This window comes from Mycobacterium sp. NPDC004974 (assembly GCF_053600815.1).
This window is the reverse complement of record NZ_JBSGAQ010000005.1, coordinates 60,896-77,027: the sequence shown is the minus strand read 5'-3', so window position 1 is coordinate 77,027 and position 16,132 is coordinate 60,896. Positions and strand designations below refer to the sequence as shown.

Below are 16,132 nucleotides of genomic sequence, written 5' to 3'. Positions count from 1 at the left end.
CTCTGAGGAATGGGTGCGCTCGGTGCGACCCGATGGAGGGGTGGGTCGCACCGAGCGCTCGCCTGCGTCACCGGGCTGGGGGGCAATCCGGTTCGCAGGCGGGTTCGTGATCGTCGAAGATGGTGCTGCCGATGCGCTCGTACAGCTCCGGACGGGCCTTGCGTAGATACAGGGCCACCGCCATCGACCCGGCGAACAGCCCTACGACGAGATAGGGAATGGCCTTGAAGAACAACGTATCTGAGGCAGCGCCCGCGGCGGCCTGCATGTTCGAGGCCATCAGATAGATCACGTAGACCATGCCGAGGCCACCGATGATCGGGGCCAGTAGGGTCCGCCACCAGCTGGCCGTCTCGGGATGCTGCTTCTTGACGTGGAAGTAGATCACGGTCGCGATCGAACACATGGTCTGCACGATCAGCAACAGCAGCGTGGCCAGGATCGCCACCAGTACGAACAGGTCTGCGTAGGGATCGGATCGGGTGAGTGAGCAGATGGCCACCAGCACCGCCGCGAACACGGTCTGGGTCAGCGAGGCTATCCACGGAGAGGCGTGTTTGGGATGCGCCTCTCCGAGCCGGTGCCAGAACAGACGGTCACGGCCGAATGCGAACAGGTAGCGGGCCGCGGAGTTGTGGATGGCCAAGGCGCAGGCGAACGACCCGCCGACCACCAGCCACTCGAAAACCGTTACCGCCCAGGGGCCCAGATACTGTTCGGTGGGCGCGTAGAGCAGGTCGAACGGAGTCGGCCCGGATGCGAGTTCGACTGCTTTGGCCGGACCGTTGCCGACCACGACGCCCCAGGAGATGAAGGTGTAGAACACACCGATGCCGATCACGGCGATCATGGTGGCCCTCGGCACGATGCGCTTCGGGTCCTTGGACTCCTCGCCGTAGATGGCCGTCGATTCGAATCCGACCCACGACCAGAACGCCATCAGCAGGCCGAGACCGACCACGCCGCCGGCCACTCCGTTCGTGTTGAGTGCGGTCAGCGGGCTGAGCGAGGTGAAGCTCATGCCGTCGGGATGATGGGCCAGCCCGGCGACGGCGGTGAGCGTCAGCATGCCGATCTCGCATACCAGCACGACACCGAGAACCTTTGCCGCTACCGAGATGTCGAAATGCGACAGGGCCGCGATGGCGATCAGGGCCACCACGGCGTAGATCTCCCACGGCAGGTCCAGCCCGAACTGGGCGGTGAACGCCTGATCCGCGAATGCGGAGAAGATCCCGACGAGGCCGGCCTCCATGGTCATGTAGGTGACCATGGGCATGACGCCGGCGGCCAGGCCGGGAACCTTGGACCAGGCCCTGGACACGAAGGTGTAGAACGCGCCGGCGGCCGTGATGTGACGGGCCAGCGCGACGAAGCCGATGCTGAAGATGGACAGGACGATCGTGGCGATCACAAACCCGCCCGGCGCGCCCAGTCCGTTGCCGAATCCTACTGCGACAGGAAGGTTCCCGGTCATCGCCGTGATGGGCGCGGAGAACGCGACCACCATGAACACCACCCCGGCCAGACCGATCGCTCCACGTTTCAACGTGGCCGGCCGCTGCCCGGGCGCGGAGTCTGATGCTCCGGTTCCCTGGTCGTAGCTGACTGCCATCACCACCTGCCTTTCAAATCGACTGTCGGGAGACTATGAGCGAAAAGGTCTAAAGACAAGACCCATAGACCTAAAGTGTTGACGCGTGACATAACGTTTACACGAGCGGATTTCGACGCGGACCGTTTTGGTCTAAAAAGTAGTGATTTAACTCATCGGCACCCGGCAAGCCCGGGGCAGGAGGTGGTGCATGCCCGCGACGCGACTGTTCCAGGCTTCTGAACAGCAGCTGCGAGAGCACCTGCACGCGGCCCGGATGCACGGGTGCCGAGCCGCGTCGTCCGGAACGGTGAGTCGTCAGGTGCCCGCCCTGGCGGAGGTCTCCGCGACCAGATTCGCGATGGCCGTCGCCACGGTCGACGGCGCCGAGGCTCACGTCGGCGAATCCGGTGTCGGGTTCTCCATCCAGAGCTTGTCGAAGCTGTTCGCGCTGTGCGCGCTGCTGCGGCACGAACCCGACGCCTGGTCTGCGGTGGGTTGGGGCCCGTCGGATGCCGGATACGGCTCGGTCGCCGACCTCGAGCACAACCAGTGGCGGCCGCGGAATCCGTTCGTGAATTCTGGCGCGCTTGTGGTGACCGACCGGCTGCTGATGCACAGCGGCGACGCGGTGGCCGCGACGGTTGAGCTACTAGGCGGCCCAACCGTCGCGGCATCGGACCCTCGGGTCGCGCAGTCCGAGACCGCGACCGATCACCGAAATTCGGCGATCGCCCATGTCCTGGCCGAGCACGGCCGGTTGATCAATCCGATCGATGTGTTGTTGCCGCAGTATTTTGCGCAGTGCGCGATCACCGCGTCGGTGCGGACTCTGGCGCGTGCCGCACTGTTCCTCGCCGACCGGGACGGGGGCTCGGCGGTGCTGGATCCGGAGACCGTCCGTCGAGTGAACGCGGTGCTGCTGATGTCCGGGATGTACGGGGCGGCAGGCGATATCGCCTACCGAATCGGCCTGCCGGCCAAGAGTGGCATCGGCGGCGGGGTGCTGGCGGTCATGCCTGGCCGTGGCACGGTGTGCGTGTGGAGCCCACCGCTGGACAGCGCCGGAAACTCGGCGGGCGGGGTCGCTGCCATCGAGGAGTTCGCGCGCCGCGCCGGCTGGTCGGTGTTCTGAGCCGTCGGGTCCTAGGTGGCCGGTGGGGCGGGTTCCGCGGGTGGCGGGACTGCGGTGTCTCCCGGCGCCAGATCGGCGGGAGCGGCGCCCGCCGGCGCGGTGTCGATGACATTGCCCGGAACCTGGGTGTTCAACGGGGCGCCACAGGGCAGGCTGCCGTAGTTGGGATCATCCTTCGGGCGGGTCAGCCGCGGTGCGACGAAGGTGTCGGCCTGGGCGACCACCTGGTCGTCCACGAGGATCTCGCAGTGCAGGTTCGCCGAGTACGGCCAGTCGATGCGCACCGCCATTCCGGCCGCCTCCGGATTCGACACCACGCCGGTGGCTTCGAAGATCCGGCCCGGCAGCATGGACGGGTCGGCGGTGTTGATGTTGGCGTCGTCGATCTTGTAGGCGATAGTCGCGTTGCGCGACACCCCGTCGATCCTGGCGCGGTAGGTGACGTTGTGTAGCTGCTGGTCGGGCAGCGGCTCGACCTGAGGCGGTGCCTCCGGGTCGGCCTGTGCCGCAGCGGGAATCAACAGTGCGCCGGTGAGCAGTCCTGCCAGCGCGGGGAGGGCTCCCCAGACGTACTTAGCTGAACTCATGAATCCCGACCTTACGCGCCTCGCCACGTGAGGGCCATTCCGTTGCCGGACAGCCACCGGTCTAGCTCATAGCCGCAGCTCGCCAGCCCCTCGATGGCGGTGGCCGCGGTTTGCACCGCCTGCTCGCCGATCTCCGGGCTCAGCAGACCGTGCCGCACCGCGGTGAGCAACTCGTCGACGTCGCACAGCTCGACGCCGCGTCCGGTGCGGATCACCAGGTCGAGGTAGTGGTCCTCGGAATGCCACCTGGTCGGGCCGGCGGTATAGCTGCCGATGTCGAGGTAGAAGTCCTGGTCACGCTCGTGGCCGGGGTTGAAATGGAACACGGTGGCCCGCAGCCCGAGCGAGGGCAGCAGCCACGATTCCAGGTAGTGGAACTGGGCCCGGCCGGGCGTCGGCCGGGCCATGTACAGGCCCCAGGGCTCGACGGTGTAGACATCGACCGCCCGCACGATGCCTTTTGGGTCGGTGTTCGTGCGGGCGACCAGGTCGAATGTCTCGTGTTTGGGCGGGTGGATGGGCCAAGCCTACGCGGGGAGCGAACGCGGGCGGAAGTTGTCGGTGCGCAGTTCTACGCTGGTGAGCATGGCCTTCGCGACCGAACACCCCGTGCTCGCGCATTCGGAGTACCGGGCTGTCGATGAGATCGTCCGCACCGGTGCCCGGTTCGAGGTGGTCAGTGAGTACGACCCGGCCGGTGACCAGCCGGCCGCGATCGACGAACTGGAGCGCCGGATCAGGGCCGGCGAGCGTGATGTCGTGCTGCTCGGCGCCACCGGCACCGGCAAGTCGGCCACCACCGCATGGCTGATCGAGCGGCTGCAGCGGCCCACGCTGGTGATGGCACCGAACAAGACGCTGGCTGCCCAGCTTGCCAATGAGTTGCGGGAGATGTTGCCGCACAACGCCGTTGAGTACTTCGTCTCGTACTACGACTACTACCAGCCCGAGGCGTACATCGCCCAGACGGATACCTACATCGAGAAGGACAGCTCGATCAACGACGACGTCGAGCGGTTGCGGCACTCGGCGACGTCGAGTCTGCTGTCCCGGCGCGACGTGGTCGTGGTGGCCTCGGTGTCCTGCATCTACGGCCTGGGCACACCGCAGTCCTACCTCGACCGTTCGGTCGAGCTGGAGGTCGGTCAGGAGGTGCCGCGCGACGGGTTGCTGCGGCTGCTGGTGGATGTCCAGTACAACCGCAACGACGTGGCGTTCACCCGTGGCACGTTCCGGGTGCGTGGGGACACCGTCGAGATCATCCCGTCGTACGAGGAGCTCGCGGTGCGCATCGAGTTCTTCGGCGACGAGATCGAGGCGCTGTACTACCTGCACCCGCTGACCGGCGACATCGTCCGCCAGGTCGACTCGCTGCGGATCTTCCCGGCCACCCACTACGTGGCGGGCCCAGAACGGATGGAACACGCGATCTCCACGATCGAGGCCGAGCTTGAGGCGCGGCTGGCCGAGCTGGAGGGGCAGGGCAAGCTGCTGGAGGCCCAGCGGCTGCGGATGCGCACCAACTACGACGTCGAGATGATGAAGCAGGTCGGGTTCTGCTCGGGCATCGAGAACTACTCACGCCACATCGACGCCCGCCCGGCCGGCTCGGCACCCGCGACGCTGATCGACTACTTCCCCGAGGACTTCCTGCTGGTCATCGACGAGTCCCACGTGACGGTGCCCCAGATCGGCGGCATGTACGAAGGGGACATGTCGCGTAAGCGCAACCTGGTGGATTTCGGCTTCCGGCTGCCGTCGGCCGTCGACAACCGGCCGCTGACCTGGGAGGAGTTCGCCGACCGGATCGGGCAGACGTTGTACCTGTCGGCGACCCCGGGCTCGTACGAGATCAGCCAGGCCGGCGGCGAGTTCGTCGAGCAGGTGATCCGCCCGACCGGTCTGGTCGACCCGCAGGTGGTGGTGAAGCCGACGAAGGGCCAGATCGACGACCTGATCGGCGAGATCCGCGCCCGGACCGAGCGCGACGAGCGCGTGTTGGTGACGACGCTGACCAAGAAGATGGCCGAGGACCTCACCGACTATCTGTTGGAGCTCGGCATCAAGGTCCGGTACCTGCATTCAGAGGTCGACACGCTGCGACGGGTCGAGTTGCTGCGGCAGCTGCGGCTCGGCGAGTACGACGTGCTGGTCGGTATCAACCTGCTGCGTGAGGGTCTGGATCTTCCCGAGGTGTCGCTGGTGGCGATCCTCGATGCCGACAAGGAAGGTTTCCTGCGCTCCACGCGCAGCCTGATCCAGACCATCGGTCGCGCGGCCCGCAATGTGTCCGGCGAAGTGCACATGTACGCCGACAAGATCACTGACTCGATGCGGGATGCGATCGACGAGACCGAACGCCGCCGCGCCAAGCAGATCGCCTACAACGAGGCCAACGGGATCGACCCGCAGCCGCTGCGGAAGAAGATCGCCGACATCCTCGACCAGGTGTACCGCGAGGCCGACGATACTGAGTCGGTTGAGATCGGTGGCTCGGGACGCAACGCCTCGCGGGGCCGGCGTGCTCAGGGTGAACCCGGGCGCGCGGTCAGTGCCGGCATCGTGGAGGGCCGAGACACCGCCAACATGCCGCGCGCCGAATTGGCCGATCTGATCAAAGATCTGACCGAGCAGATGATGACTGCCGCGCGGGATCTACAGTTCGAGCTGGCGGCGCGGATCCGCGACGAGATCCAGGACCTGAAGAAGGAATTGCGGGGGATGGACGCGGCCGGCCTGAAGTGATCCGGAAGTGCCGCAAGCCGGGTGCGCGAATGATCGCCGGGAGATCAGCCGGCCGACTGCGGGTTGACGAGACCTGATTCGTAGGCGACTACCACGGCCTGGGCGCGGTCGCGCAGTGAGAGTTTCGCAAACACGTTGCCGACGTGCGTCTTCACCGTATGTTCCGTGACGAAGAGGCGATCTGCGATCTCCGTGTTCGACAGCCCTTTGGCGATGAGTTCGAGTACTTCCTGTTCCCGTGGCGTCAGTGTTGCCAGCTCCCGGCTCCATGGCCGCGGTGTCGAACGGCGCTGGGCGATGTCGGCGATGAGACGTCGCGTGACGCTCGGCGCGAGGAGCGCGTCGCCGGCATCCACGATTCGCACCGCGCGGATCAGATCGTCGGCGGGTGCGTCCTTCAACAGGAATCCGCTGGCGCCGGCGCCGAGCGCTTCGTACACGTACTCGTCGATGTCGAATGTGGTGAGCATGAGCACTCGCACCGGCGGCGTCACGGTCATCGACAGGATTTCCCGGGCGGCGTCCAGGCCATTCATCTCCGGCATGCGGACGTCCATCAAGACCACATCGGGCCGCAGCCGTTTCACTTCGGAGACAGCGACGCGTCCGTTCGGTGCATCGCCGATCACGCTCATATCAGGTTGTGCAGCCAGCAGTGCCCCAAATCCCTGACGCACCATTGCCTGATCGTCGGCGATGAAGACCTTGATCGTCCGCGTCACAGCGCTCCCGGTGTCGTACGGATAGCCGCAGGAATATGAGCCCGAACCTCGAATCCGCCGTCGGGCCGGGTTTGTGCGTCAACACTGCCACCCATCGCAGCCGCCCGCTCGCGCATACCGGCGATACCGTGCCCGCCAGAGGAATTCCCGCTTGATCCCGGCACTGCAGCCGGCCCATTGCTCACCGTCACCGCCGTGGCGTCGGGCCCGTGCTCCATCGTCACCGTGACCGGTGCGCCGGGGCAATGTCGGACCGCGTTGGCAAGTGACTCCTGCACAATCCGGTAGACGGCGACGCCGGACAGCTCGGAGATCGGCGGCGGATCACCGGAAATGTTGAGGGACACATCAACTCCCGCGCGACGGCTGTTTTCGACCAGTTCCGTGACTCCCGCGACGCCGGGCTGCGGGCTCAGTTCTGTCGCGTCATCGTCGCTGCGCAGAACGCCGAGCACGGCCCGCATCTCGTTGAGGCTGGCGCGTACGTTGGCCCCGATCGCGTCGAGCTCTACCTTGGTTTCCTCGGTGACCGAGGTGAGGCGGTACGGCGCGCTCTGCGCCTGCACCACGACAATCGACATGTGGTGTGCGATGACATCGTGCAGGTCGCGTGCGATCCGCGCCCGCTCCTCGAGGACAGAGCGGCGTGCTCGCTCCAGCTCGTTGGTCCGGCGCTGACTGGCGAGCTGTCGTCGAGACACCAACAGTCCGCGAATCAGCAACCCGATCAGCACGACCACGGTGATCCCGCCGGCGAAACCCGCACCTGTCTGGCCGGCGGCGTTCACCAGAAGCAGCAGACACGTCGACGACCAGGCCAGCAGGACCGCTGGAAGGCGGCAACGGACGGCCACTGCGAACAGCAGGGCCACCAGCACCAACAGATGAACCATCTGCCAGGGGAAGGCACCGTCGGTCGACGGATACACGAGCGGGATCGCCAACCCGGCCACTGCCGATATCGTCCAACCGAGAGCGGGATTCGACCGAATGGCAACCAGCGGAAGTGCTGCCAGGGCGGCAATGACAGGTTGGACACCAGATGACACCGCATAGGTTGCATCAACAGTCGACCAGGCCATGACGAACAGAAACGTCGACACCGCGTACACGATCGCGCTGAGTATCCGATCGAGGCGTGATCGCTTCATGCTTGCCACACCTAGGACTGTAGGAAGTGCGGACCCGTGTGTCCTCATACTCTGGGATGAATCGCCCGGCCTGTTCTCAGTGCCTGGGCCACGTCGCGCGGCGACCATAGGTGACCCGGCGGAGTGCCCATTCGATCGGACCGTATCGGTGTCGACGCGCCCACATCCGGCTACCGATGAGCTGAAGGCCGTAGACAGCCGCCGCGATGACCAGCACCTGCCAGTTCGTCAGTTGCCCGACCAGGGCGAAGCCGTATCCGGTGAAGATCACCGAGGCGATCACCGATTGGCATATGTAGTTGGTGGCCGCGAACTTCCCCGCCGCCCCGAAAGTACCAACCAGCCTGGGGCTGTGGTGAGCGAGCCGAAGGATCGTCGCCGCATACGCTGCGGCGAGCGGGAGATCGAGAAGTGCGGTGACCCCGGCCAGTTGTGGCTTGTCCACGATCGCCATCAGCAGTGAGACCGGTGCGGCGATGCCGAATCCGATCCATTGAAACCTGCGTAACAGCGGCAGATATCTGTCCGGCGTCTCGAGGAGTCGAGCCTTACCGGCGGCGAAGCCCACGAGGAACAAAGGCAGGACGTTGAGGAGCCCGAAGATCAGAAACAGGTCGAACCGCTCGAAGAAGGCCTCCCACCGATAGGACGCGGCGGTGAGCCAGCCCGCTCGGAGGCTCGCGGCCGCACGATCGTCGACGACTTCAGCCGACGGTGCGAACATGCCGTGCACGGTCAGCGCGAGGGCGAAGGTTCCATACAGGATCACAGCGCACCGGATCGCCCTTGCGGGTCGAATTCTGTTCAGAGTCAACAGGATCAATCCGAGGATCCCGTAGCCGAACAGTACGTCGCCGTCGAAGAAGAAAGCGATGTGGACCAGGCCGATAGCCATCAACGCCAGACAGCGGCGCAGCGTACGCAGTCGAGCGTCGGCGCCGTCGCGTTCGGCCGAGCGAAATTGCAGAGTCAGCGAGTAGCCGAACAGAAATGAGAACAGAACGTAGAACTTGTCGAAGAAGAACGCGGTCAGCAAGGTGCGGACGGGCCCTGCGGAAAGCCCGGAGGGATTCGACATCACCGCGATGTTCACGATGAGTATTCCGCCCAGTGCGAAGCCGCGGAGGACGTCGAGGGCCGCTATCCGTGGCACCACGTCCACGCTTCGTTGGCTGGTCATGGCGCGACGGTAGGACCAGGCAGCCCCGCGACGGATCGCTCCAAGGTCTGACAAGTGGCATTTCGACGCTCCTACCACGGGGTGATGCGTCGATGAGGAAGCTCGGCACCACCCCGGGTTGACCTCAACAGCGGTTCAGCTTCTAGCGTCGTCGATGTGACCGATACCGTGACGCCCGAGACCGGGACCTGGCGGCAATTGTTGGGTGCCCGTCATCTGGGCGCCTCGACCGTGTTGGCCGGCGGTGTGCTGCTGTATGCCACCAACGAATTCCTGACGATCAGCCTGCTTCCCAGTGCGGTGGCCGACATCGGCGGTCAGCGGTTCTACGCCTGGGTGACGACGGTGTACCTGGTCGCCTCGGTGATCGCCGCCACCACGGTCCATTCGACGCTGATGCGTGTGGGGCCCCGGAGGGCATATCTGTTGGGGCTCACGGTGTTCGGTGCCGGAAGCCTGGGCTGCGCGCTGGCGCCGAGCATGGAGGTGCTGCTCGCCGGGCGCACTGTGCAGGGCTTCGCCGGCGGCCTGCTGGCCGGCCTGGGGTATGCGGTGATCAACACCGCGCTGCCGAATACGTTGTGGACCAAGGCCTCTGCGCTGGTATCGGCGATGTGGGGGGTCGGCACCGTGATCGGCCCGGCGGCGGGCGGGCTGTTCGCGCAATTCGGGCACTGGCGGTGGGCCTTCGGCGTGCTCGTTGTGCTGACGGTCGCCATGGCCGCTCTGGTACCCGTCGCGCTTCCCGGCCGCAACGGTGCAGCATCGGCCCCGACACCCGGCATTCCGGTGCGGTCGCTGACCTTGTTGGGCGCGGCGGCAATGGCGGTGAGCGTGGCCGGTATCCCGCACGACTGGCGGGCCACGGCAGCACTGCTCGTGCTCGGGGTGGTGCTGGTGGCCCGGTTCCTGTTCGTCGACCGTCGCGCCGGGGCATCGGTCTTGCCGCCCAGCACATTCGGCCCGGGTCCGCTCAAGTGGATCTACCTGAGCCTCGGCGTGTTGATGGCCGCGACCATGGTCGACATGTACGTGCCGCTGTTCGGTCAATGGCTGGCGCACCTGACGCCCGTGATGGCCGGATTCTTCGCTGCGGTGCTCTCGGTGGGCTGGACGGCGGGGGAGATCGTGAGTGCGTCGCTGCAGAACCGGCGGGTGATCGTGCGCACGGTGGCGTTCGCGCCCGTCGTGATGGCGATCGGCCTGGCGGCCGGGGCGGTGTTGATCCGGGACGGGATGGCGCCGTGGCTGGTGGCCATGTGGGCGGCGGCGCTGGTGGTCACCGGCACCGGTATCGGTATCGCCTGGCCCCATCTGTCCGCGTGGGCGATGAGCAGCGTGGATGATCCAGATGAGGGGCCGGCGGCCGCGGCGGCGATCAACACCGTGCAACTCATCTGTGGGGCGTTCGGTGCGGGCTTGGCCGGCGTCGTCGTCAACCTCCGCGATACCGGAGATTCGGCCGCAGCGCGTTGGCTGTTCGCCGTGTTCGCGGTCCTCGCCGCGCTCGGCGCGGTGGCCTCGTTCCGGTCCGGTCGTAGGGCCCACTAGCCGTCGCGGCCGTGCGCGATGAGTTTCGCCGGCGCCGTGGGTCTCACTCGTATAGGACCGATTCAAGGAGTGATTCATGCCGCTCACACTCAATGCCTACCCAGACGTCGTCACTCGGGACGAGTGGCTCGAGGCACGCAAGAAACTACTGGCCGCTGAACGCGAGGTGACACACCTGCGCGACGCCGTCAACGCTCAGCGGCGCCGGCTGCCGATGGTGAAGGTGGAGAAGGACTACACCTTCGAAGCGCCTGACGGCGAAGTGCGACTGGTCGACTTGTTCGAGGGTCGCAGCCAGCTCTACATCCATCACTTCATGTGGATCGACGCGATCGATCAGGGTTGTCCGAGTTGCACGGCCGCGGCCGATCTCACGTTCACCGAGCAGGACCGGGCTCTGCTGCATTGCAAGGACGTCACCTTCGCCTGCGTGTCCAGGGCGCCGTACGCGAGCATTGCCACTTACCGGGACAAACACGGTTGGACGTTCCCGTGGTACTCGTCGCGCGACGGCGACTTCACCTACGACTATCACGTGACGCTCGACCTGGCCCGTGCGCCGATCGAATACAACTACAAGTCCGCCGACGAGTTGCGCGCCGACGGTTTCAGCGACGACGACCTCCGTGGTGACTGGCCGGGCGCCAGCGTCTTCCTGCGCCGGGGCGACGACGTCTTCCACACCTACTCGGCCTTCGCGCGCGGCCTCGACCACACCGCGGTGGGATATCCCTTCCTCGACCTCACCCCGTACGGACGGCAGGAACCGTGGGAGGACTCACCGGCCTTATGGCCCCAGGGCGGGGCAGTGGTCGGCAGGCCGGTGGGGGACGCCGACGGTTAGTGATCATTGAGATCGAAACTATGGGCGGGCGCCGGAGTGCCTGGCACAGTAGCCAATCGATGCGGGTGTGTCTGAGTGGCTAGGAAGCGGCCTGCAAAGCCGTTTACACGGGTTCGAATCCCGTCACTCGCTCTGGGATCCGTTCGGAGCCGTGCCGTGTCGTCAGTTTCGACGGCTCGGCATGGCTCCGGATAGGGAAGTCAGTCTCCCCACTGCTTCCTGGTTGCGGCGGCCGGTCCCGTGACGAGCGTGTCGGGTGGAACGTCCGACGCAACAACCGCACCGGCACCGACTACCGAGTTCGTGCCCACGGTGACACCGGGCAGAATCGTGACACCGGCGCCGAGCCACACGTTGTCCTCAAGCGCTATCGGCGCAGCCACGATGTACTCTCGCCGTTCTGCAGGCGGTACGGGGTGTCCGGAGGTGATGAGGTGGGTGTTCGGACCGATCATGGTTCCGTCGCCGATCCAGATGCCGCCCTGGTCCATGAATCTGCATCCCTGGTTGACGAACACATTTTCGCCGAAGCCGGTGTTGAGCCCATTGTCGGTGAAGAACGGCGGATAGAGCGTGACGGTGTCCGAGAGAGGTTGTCCGAAAACCTCCGCAAGCAGCGCCGCCCGTTCTTCCGCCGCATCGAACGGCAGCAGATGGAGGCGCGATGTGAGTGTTGTGACCTGTTCTATCCGTCGGGCCACTTGAGCCCATTCAGGTGTGTCGATGTACAAGCGGCCAGATGTCAGATGAGGCATGGACAGATCCCAGCAGCGAACGTAGTCGAGCATCAAACAACTGACACGCACGCACGACGCAACCAACGGTGGGGACTGACGGTTGGACGTTGAGGGGGTGCGTACTTTCGTCGTTGCGGCTGAACTAGGCCAATTCCAAGTTGCGGCAGACGAGTTGAGCATCACGCCGCAGGCAGTGTCGAAACGCGTCGCGGCACTTGAACGTGCGTTGGGCACCGCATTATTCGTACGCACTGCCCACGGTGTACGACTGTCTGCCGACGGAGAGTCGTTTCTCCCGCACGCACGTGAGTTGCTTCGCGCCGCCGAGCGCGCATGGCACTCCGTCCGGTCGCAGAAACGGGTTCTGCGCGTTGACGTCACCCATCGCCGCATCGCACCGTCGGTTGTATTCCAGGATTTCCACGTCGCGAATCCCAGCGTGCGGGTCGAAGTGGTGACCTTGCTCGACAACAACCTCACCGGGGCGTTGTCCGCCGTCCAGTCGGGAACGATCGACGCTTCGTTTCGCGCGGTCACCCTGCCGTCCGACGATCTGCCTCGTGGTGTGGTGGCCGCTCGCGCCATCGACCACGAACTCGAAGTGCTTGTGGGGCCCGAACATTCGCTTGCTGCCGAGGACAGCCTGACGCCGAGCTGTCTACGCGGGTTCCGAATCTGGATTCCGGGTATCGTCCCCGGCGCCGAGTGGGCTGTGTTCTATGACGACCTTGCGAGAGCATTCGGATTGTCGATTGACAGCCACGGTCCTCATTTCGGTGACGAGGCCTTGTTGGAGCGCCTGCGCGACGACCCGAGTGTGGCAACTCTGGTGGGTAGACGTGACCGCTACTTCTGGCCCGCGCAATACGGACTGCGACGGATACCCTTGCGCGACCCGACACCGATCTACCCGCACTCGTTGATCTGGCTCACGACGAACTCGAACCCCGGCTTGGCCGCGTTGCGTGCCCACCTCAGTGCAGACCGTCGGACCTCGCCGCACGAGCCGAACGTCTGGTTGCCGCGGTGGGCAGCCTCCGTCTCCGAGCTGGGGTCAGACGGTGAGCCCTGACGCTGAACTGCTCAATGGGGCCGACGAGACCCACATCGCCACCCCGTCGCAAACAGCAAGACACCGCATCGAATAATGCTGCCGTGCCCATGCTGCCCCTTGCCGACGTCCTGTCCACCCTCGATCTGGTGGAGTCGGATGACGGCACCTACGTCGCCGAACAGCGGGACAACCCCAGCCATCACATCGTCGGTGGGCATATCGCGGCCCAGGCGTTGATGGCGGCCAGTCGCACCGTGCCCGGCCGATCACCGCACAGCCTGCACGTTTATCTGCTGCGCGCCGGGGACGCCCGGTATCCGGTGCAGATGGAGGTGAACAACCTGCGGGACGGCGGCTCGCTGTCCACCCGCCGGGTCATCGGCCGACAAGGTGGCGAGGTGTTGCTGGAAGCGCTGGTCTCGTTCAGCGTCCCCATGGACGCCGCGGATTACCAGCAACCCCGGCCCGCGGTGCCCGATCCCGAAACCCTGCCCCCGGTCGAGGAACAGTTGCAGGCGTTTGCCGACGAGGCCGACGGGTTCTGGGTGCGCCCGCAGTGGATCGAGCGACGTTACATCGACCCGCCCCCGCGGCTGGCGATCGATCTGCCGGAACCGCCGGAGCGCACCCGGATGTGGTGGCGCGTGGGCGAACCGGTCACCGACGATCCGATCATCAACAGCTGTCTGCTGACGTATTTTTCGGGCACCGCATTGTTGGATTCCACCCTGTCGGCGCGGCGTGGCACCCACGTGACCGTTTTCTCGGCGTTGATCGACCTGGCCGTCTGGTTCCACCGTCCCGCCGATCTGACGGATTGGGTGCTGTCCGACCAGGTTTCACCCAGCGGTGTCAACGGGCGCGGCCTGGCCAGCGCCACCGTCTACAACCGCGGTGGGGAACTCGTGTGCTCGACGACCCAGGAGCTGTACTTCGGCCGCCGCCGCGACTGACTCAGCGCGTGGACTTGACCACCTGGGCGAAGTTGAATTGCCAGCGTTCGACGATGTGGAAGCCCATGCTTTCGGGTACCTGATAGGCCGGGGCGCGGTCCAGTCGCGGTCCGGGCGCCAGGCGTTGGCCGCTCTGCCTGCTGGGCACCGAAGGGTCGCGTTCGGACACGGTCCACAGCACGGTGCACCGGCGCACCTGGTCGGCGACACCCCAGATCCCGAGGTGGGCATCCCACAACCGATTTCGTTGCCAGGCCGGCTTACCCCGACCGGGGTCGACCAGGTGGGCATAGGCGGCCGGCCGGGCGGCGGTGATGGGGCGGATCGGACCCGGCTTCCACGAGGTGGTGTTGTCGAAGATCACGCAGTCGCCGGGGGATGAGTGCGCCGAGATGACGTCTGCGACCTGGCTGAAGTCCATGCCCTCCTTGGCGTATGGACCGCGTTGCACGGTGATGTAGTTCGGTGTCGCGGCCAGGGCGAACACCGCCAGAGTGGCCGTGATCCATTCCCGGCTGCGGGCCACCGCCACCACACATGCGGCGAGCAGCAGCGCCATCGCCGGCGTGGTGAAGCTGAGGTACCGCGGGTAGTAAAGCGGTTGGGCCGCAGCTGAATACGCCAACAGAGCTGCGGTCGGCGCAACCACCCACGCCGCGGCCACGACCATCAGCCGCCGGGTGCCCTCACCGGTGGGCCGCAGCCGTCGAACCAGCAGGGGTGCGCTCAGAACGGCGGCCGCCAGGAGCGCGAATGCCACGCTGTGGTCGAAGTACTGCTCCAAGACGACCTCAGTGACGGTGTGCAGACCTAGCGGTGAGATCCAGCCGACTTGAAAGCTCTGCGAACGGCACCACAACACGAACGGAACCACGACCAGCACTGCAGCTGTGGCGACCGCGGCCCAGGCCGTTCGAGTGCGACGACGGTCGCAGAGCACTGCGACGGCAACCGCGTGTGGAACCACCATCAACACCACGAAGATGTTCAGCACCGTCGAAACCGTCAGCAGCGCACCGTATGACACCCACAGTGCAGGGCGGTCGCGCCGGATCGCGACGACCAGCAGTACCGTCAGCCACACCGCCGCCAGCGTCGACCACGAATAGGAACGAGCTTCGATACCGGCCCACGTGATCCTTGGCAGCATCGCGAAAAGAACTCCGGCACAGACCGATAACGTTCGATCGCAGAACTGCCGGCCGAGTACCACCACTCCGCTTGCCGCACCACCGACGGCCAGGCAGCTGGAGAACCGGGACCAGAACTCGGTTACCGGGAAAACGGTGAACCAACCATGCATACCGAGGTAATAAAGGCCGTGCACGGCATCGATATGGCCGAGCAGGTCCCATAGCTGGGAAACCGATCGGGTAGCAGCCGAGATGGTGGCGGCCTCGTCGAACCACAGTGACGGACGGGCCGCCCCCGCGGCACTCAGCACGACCGCAAATGCGGCCACCGCCACGGCGTCGAAGCGGGCTTGTCGATCGACTCGCCCGCCCGCGCCCTCGGCGTGCTCATTCAGCGATAAATCCACGTCAGCGACCGTGCCACCCCCTCAACCCATGGCAAACAGTAACCTGAGGCGCCCGACTCGCTCTCTCCGACAGCACTATTGCCCACCGCATGCGGTGTAGATGAGCTGGGTCACTACGTGCGGCGAATCGTCCTGACGGCAACCCTGATTCGATCGGCGTCGACTACGTCACGGTCAGCATCGTTTTTGCGGTCCCGAGGGTTAACATCAGTGCCGATTCGCCGTTCGGGACGCCAAAAGTGGGTCCAGTTGTCGGTTGTCCGTATGGGTGTCGTGATTCGCACCCCTGGTCAGCGGGCGACGGGTTACTGTCTCGGGTGGCGTTGCAACTGACAGTGG

The 16,132-nt window shown here is 65.6% G+C and carries 14 protein-coding genes and 1 tRNA gene; 7 read left to right on the top strand and 8 right to left on the bottom strand.

The window, feature by feature from the left end; all coding sequences use genetic code 11:
* Positions 1–67: 67 nt before the first annotated feature.
* Positions 68–1,615, bottom strand: a complete 1,548-nt coding sequence (locus tag ACWEFV_RS13730) for an APC family permease (protein WP_210115531.1) — start codon at positions 1,613–1,615, stop codon at positions 68–70.
* A gap of 190 nt (positions 1,616–1,805) precedes the next feature.
* Here ACWEFV_RS13730 and glsA point away from each other — a divergent pair, with 190 nt between their 5' ends.
* Positions 1,806–2,729, top strand: a complete 924-nt coding sequence (glsA, locus tag ACWEFV_RS13725; protein WP_450070556.1) for a glutaminase A — start codon at positions 1,806–1,808, stop codon at positions 2,727–2,729.
* Positions 2,730–2,740: 11 nt separating this feature from the next.
* Here the strand turns inward: glsA and ACWEFV_RS13720 are convergent, their stop codons facing one another.
* The gene (locus tag ACWEFV_RS13720) at positions 2,741–3,316 is read right to left on the bottom strand and encodes a hypothetical protein (RefSeq protein ID WP_450070555.1); all 576 of its coding nucleotides are present in this window, start codon (positions 3,314–3,316) and stop codon (positions 2,741–2,743) included.
* An 11-nt stretch (positions 3,317–3,327) separates the two neighbouring features.
* Positions 3,328–3,834: a DUF402 domain-containing protein gene (locus tag ACWEFV_RS13715; protein ID WP_210115671.1), complete on the bottom strand. Its 507-nt coding sequence runs from the start codon at positions 3,832–3,834 to the stop codon at positions 3,328–3,330.
* 67 nt (positions 3,835–3,901) lie between these two features.
* On the opposite strand from ACWEFV_RS13715, the gene uvrB reads away from it, so the two are divergent.
* Positions 3,902–6,061: an excinuclease ABC subunit UvrB gene (gene uvrB, locus ACWEFV_RS13710; RefSeq protein WP_450070554.1), complete on the top strand. Its 2,160-nt coding sequence runs from the start codon at positions 3,902–3,904 to the stop codon at positions 6,059–6,061.
* A 44-nt stretch (positions 6,062–6,105) separates the two neighbouring features.
* Here the strand turns inward: uvrB and ACWEFV_RS13705 are convergent, their stop codons facing one another.
* The 3 genes from ACWEFV_RS13705 to ACWEFV_RS13695 all read right to left on the bottom strand — a co-directional run bounded on the left by ACWEFV_RS13705 (position 6,106) and on the right by ACWEFV_RS13695 (position 9,114).
* Positions 6,106–6,783: a response regulator gene (locus ACWEFV_RS13705; RefSeq protein WP_450070553.1), complete on the bottom strand. Its 678-nt coding sequence runs from the start codon at positions 6,781–6,783 to the stop codon at positions 6,106–6,108.
* Positions 6,780–7,934: a sensor histidine kinase gene (locus ACWEFV_RS13700; RefSeq protein ID WP_450070552.1), complete on the bottom strand. Its 1,155-nt coding sequence runs from the start codon at positions 7,932–7,934 to the stop codon at positions 6,780–6,782. The genes ACWEFV_RS13705 and ACWEFV_RS13700 overlap by 4 nt, the downstream gene beginning before the upstream one ends.
* A 76-nt stretch (positions 7,935–8,010) precedes the next feature.
* On the bottom strand, positions 8,011–9,114 hold the full coding sequence (locus tag ACWEFV_RS13695; RefSeq protein ID WP_450070551.1) for a DUF418 domain-containing protein: 1,104 nt from the start codon (positions 9,112–9,114) through the stop codon (positions 8,011–8,013).
* A gap of 156 nt (positions 9,115–9,270) precedes the next feature.
* Here ACWEFV_RS13695 and ACWEFV_RS13690 point away from each other — a divergent pair, with 156 nt between their 5' ends.
* From ACWEFV_RS13690 to ACWEFV_RS13680, 3 genes are all read left to right on the top strand, one after another.
* The gene (locus ACWEFV_RS13690; RefSeq protein ID WP_450070550.1) at positions 9,271–10,665 is read left to right on the top strand and encodes an MFS transporter; all 1,395 of its coding nucleotides are present in this window, start codon (positions 9,271–9,273) and stop codon (positions 10,663–10,665) included.
* 76 nt (positions 10,666–10,741) lie between these two features.
* Positions 10,742–11,509, top strand: a complete 768-nt coding sequence (locus tag ACWEFV_RS13685; RefSeq protein ID WP_450070549.1) for a DUF899 domain-containing protein — start codon at positions 10,742–10,744, stop codon at positions 11,507–11,509.
* A gap of 61 nt (positions 11,510–11,570) precedes the next feature.
* A tRNA-Cys gene (locus ACWEFV_RS13680) sits at positions 11,571–11,641 on the top strand.
* 68 nt (positions 11,642–11,709) lie between these two features.
* Here the strand turns inward: ACWEFV_RS13680 and ACWEFV_RS13675 are convergent.
* Positions 11,710–12,240: a DapH/DapD/GlmU-related protein gene (locus ACWEFV_RS13675; RefSeq protein WP_450070548.1), complete on the bottom strand. Its 531-nt coding sequence runs from the start codon at positions 12,238–12,240 to the stop codon at positions 11,710–11,712.
* Positions 12,241–12,361: 121 nt separating this feature from the next.
* Between ACWEFV_RS13675 and ACWEFV_RS13670 the strand changes: the two genes are divergently transcribed.
* On the top strand, positions 12,362–13,318 hold the full coding sequence (locus ACWEFV_RS13670; protein ID WP_450070547.1) for a LysR family transcriptional regulator: 957 nt from the start codon (positions 12,362–12,364) through the stop codon (positions 13,316–13,318).
* A gap of 89 nt (positions 13,319–13,407) precedes the next feature.
* On the top strand, positions 13,408–14,253 hold the full coding sequence (locus ACWEFV_RS13665; protein ID WP_450070785.1) for an acyl-CoA thioesterase: 846 nt from the start codon (positions 13,408–13,410) through the stop codon (positions 14,251–14,253).
* Between the two features lies 1 nt (position 14,254).
* On the opposite strand, the gene ACWEFV_RS13660 is transcribed toward ACWEFV_RS13665, so the two are convergent.
* A complete protein-coding gene (locus tag ACWEFV_RS13660; RefSeq protein WP_450070546.1) occupies positions 14,255–15,793 on the bottom strand; it encodes a glycosyltransferase family 39 protein in 1,539 nt (512 codons plus the stop codon).
* Positions 15,794–16,132: the final 339 nt, after the last annotated feature.

What these genes read in the sequence shown, in the direction of transcription:
- ACWEFV_RS13730 (WP_210115531.1), bottom strand. Translation starts at nt 1,615, where the DNA reads ATGGCAGTCAGCTACGACCAGGGAACCGGAGCATCAGACTCCGCGCCC.
- glsA (WP_450070556.1), top strand. Translation starts at nt 1,806, where the DNA reads ATGCCCGCGACGCGACTGTTCCAGGCTTCTGAACAGCAGCTGCGAGAG.
- ACWEFV_RS13720 (WP_450070555.1), bottom strand. Translation starts at nt 3,316, where the DNA reads ATGAGTTCAGCTAAGTACGTCTGGGGAGCCCTCCCCGCGCTGGCAGGA.
- uvrB (WP_450070554.1), top strand. Translation starts at nt 3,902, where the DNA reads ATGGCCTTCGCGACCGAACACCCCGTGCTCGCGCATTCGGAGTACCGG.
- ACWEFV_RS13700 (WP_450070552.1), bottom strand. Translation starts at nt 7,934, where the DNA reads ATGAAGCGATCACGCCTCGATCGGATACTCAGCGCGATCGTGTACGCG.
- ACWEFV_RS13695 (WP_450070551.1), bottom strand. Translation starts at nt 9,114, where the DNA reads ATGACCAGCCAACGAAGCGTGGACGTGGTGCCACGGATAGCGGCCCTC.
- ACWEFV_RS13685 (WP_450070549.1), top strand. Translation starts at nt 10,742, where the DNA reads ATGCCGCTCACACTCAATGCCTACCCAGACGTCGTCACTCGGGACGAG.
- ACWEFV_RS13665 (WP_450070785.1), top strand. Translation starts at nt 13,408, where the DNA reads ATGCTGCCCCTTGCCGACGTCCTGTCCACCCTCGATCTGGTGGAGTCG.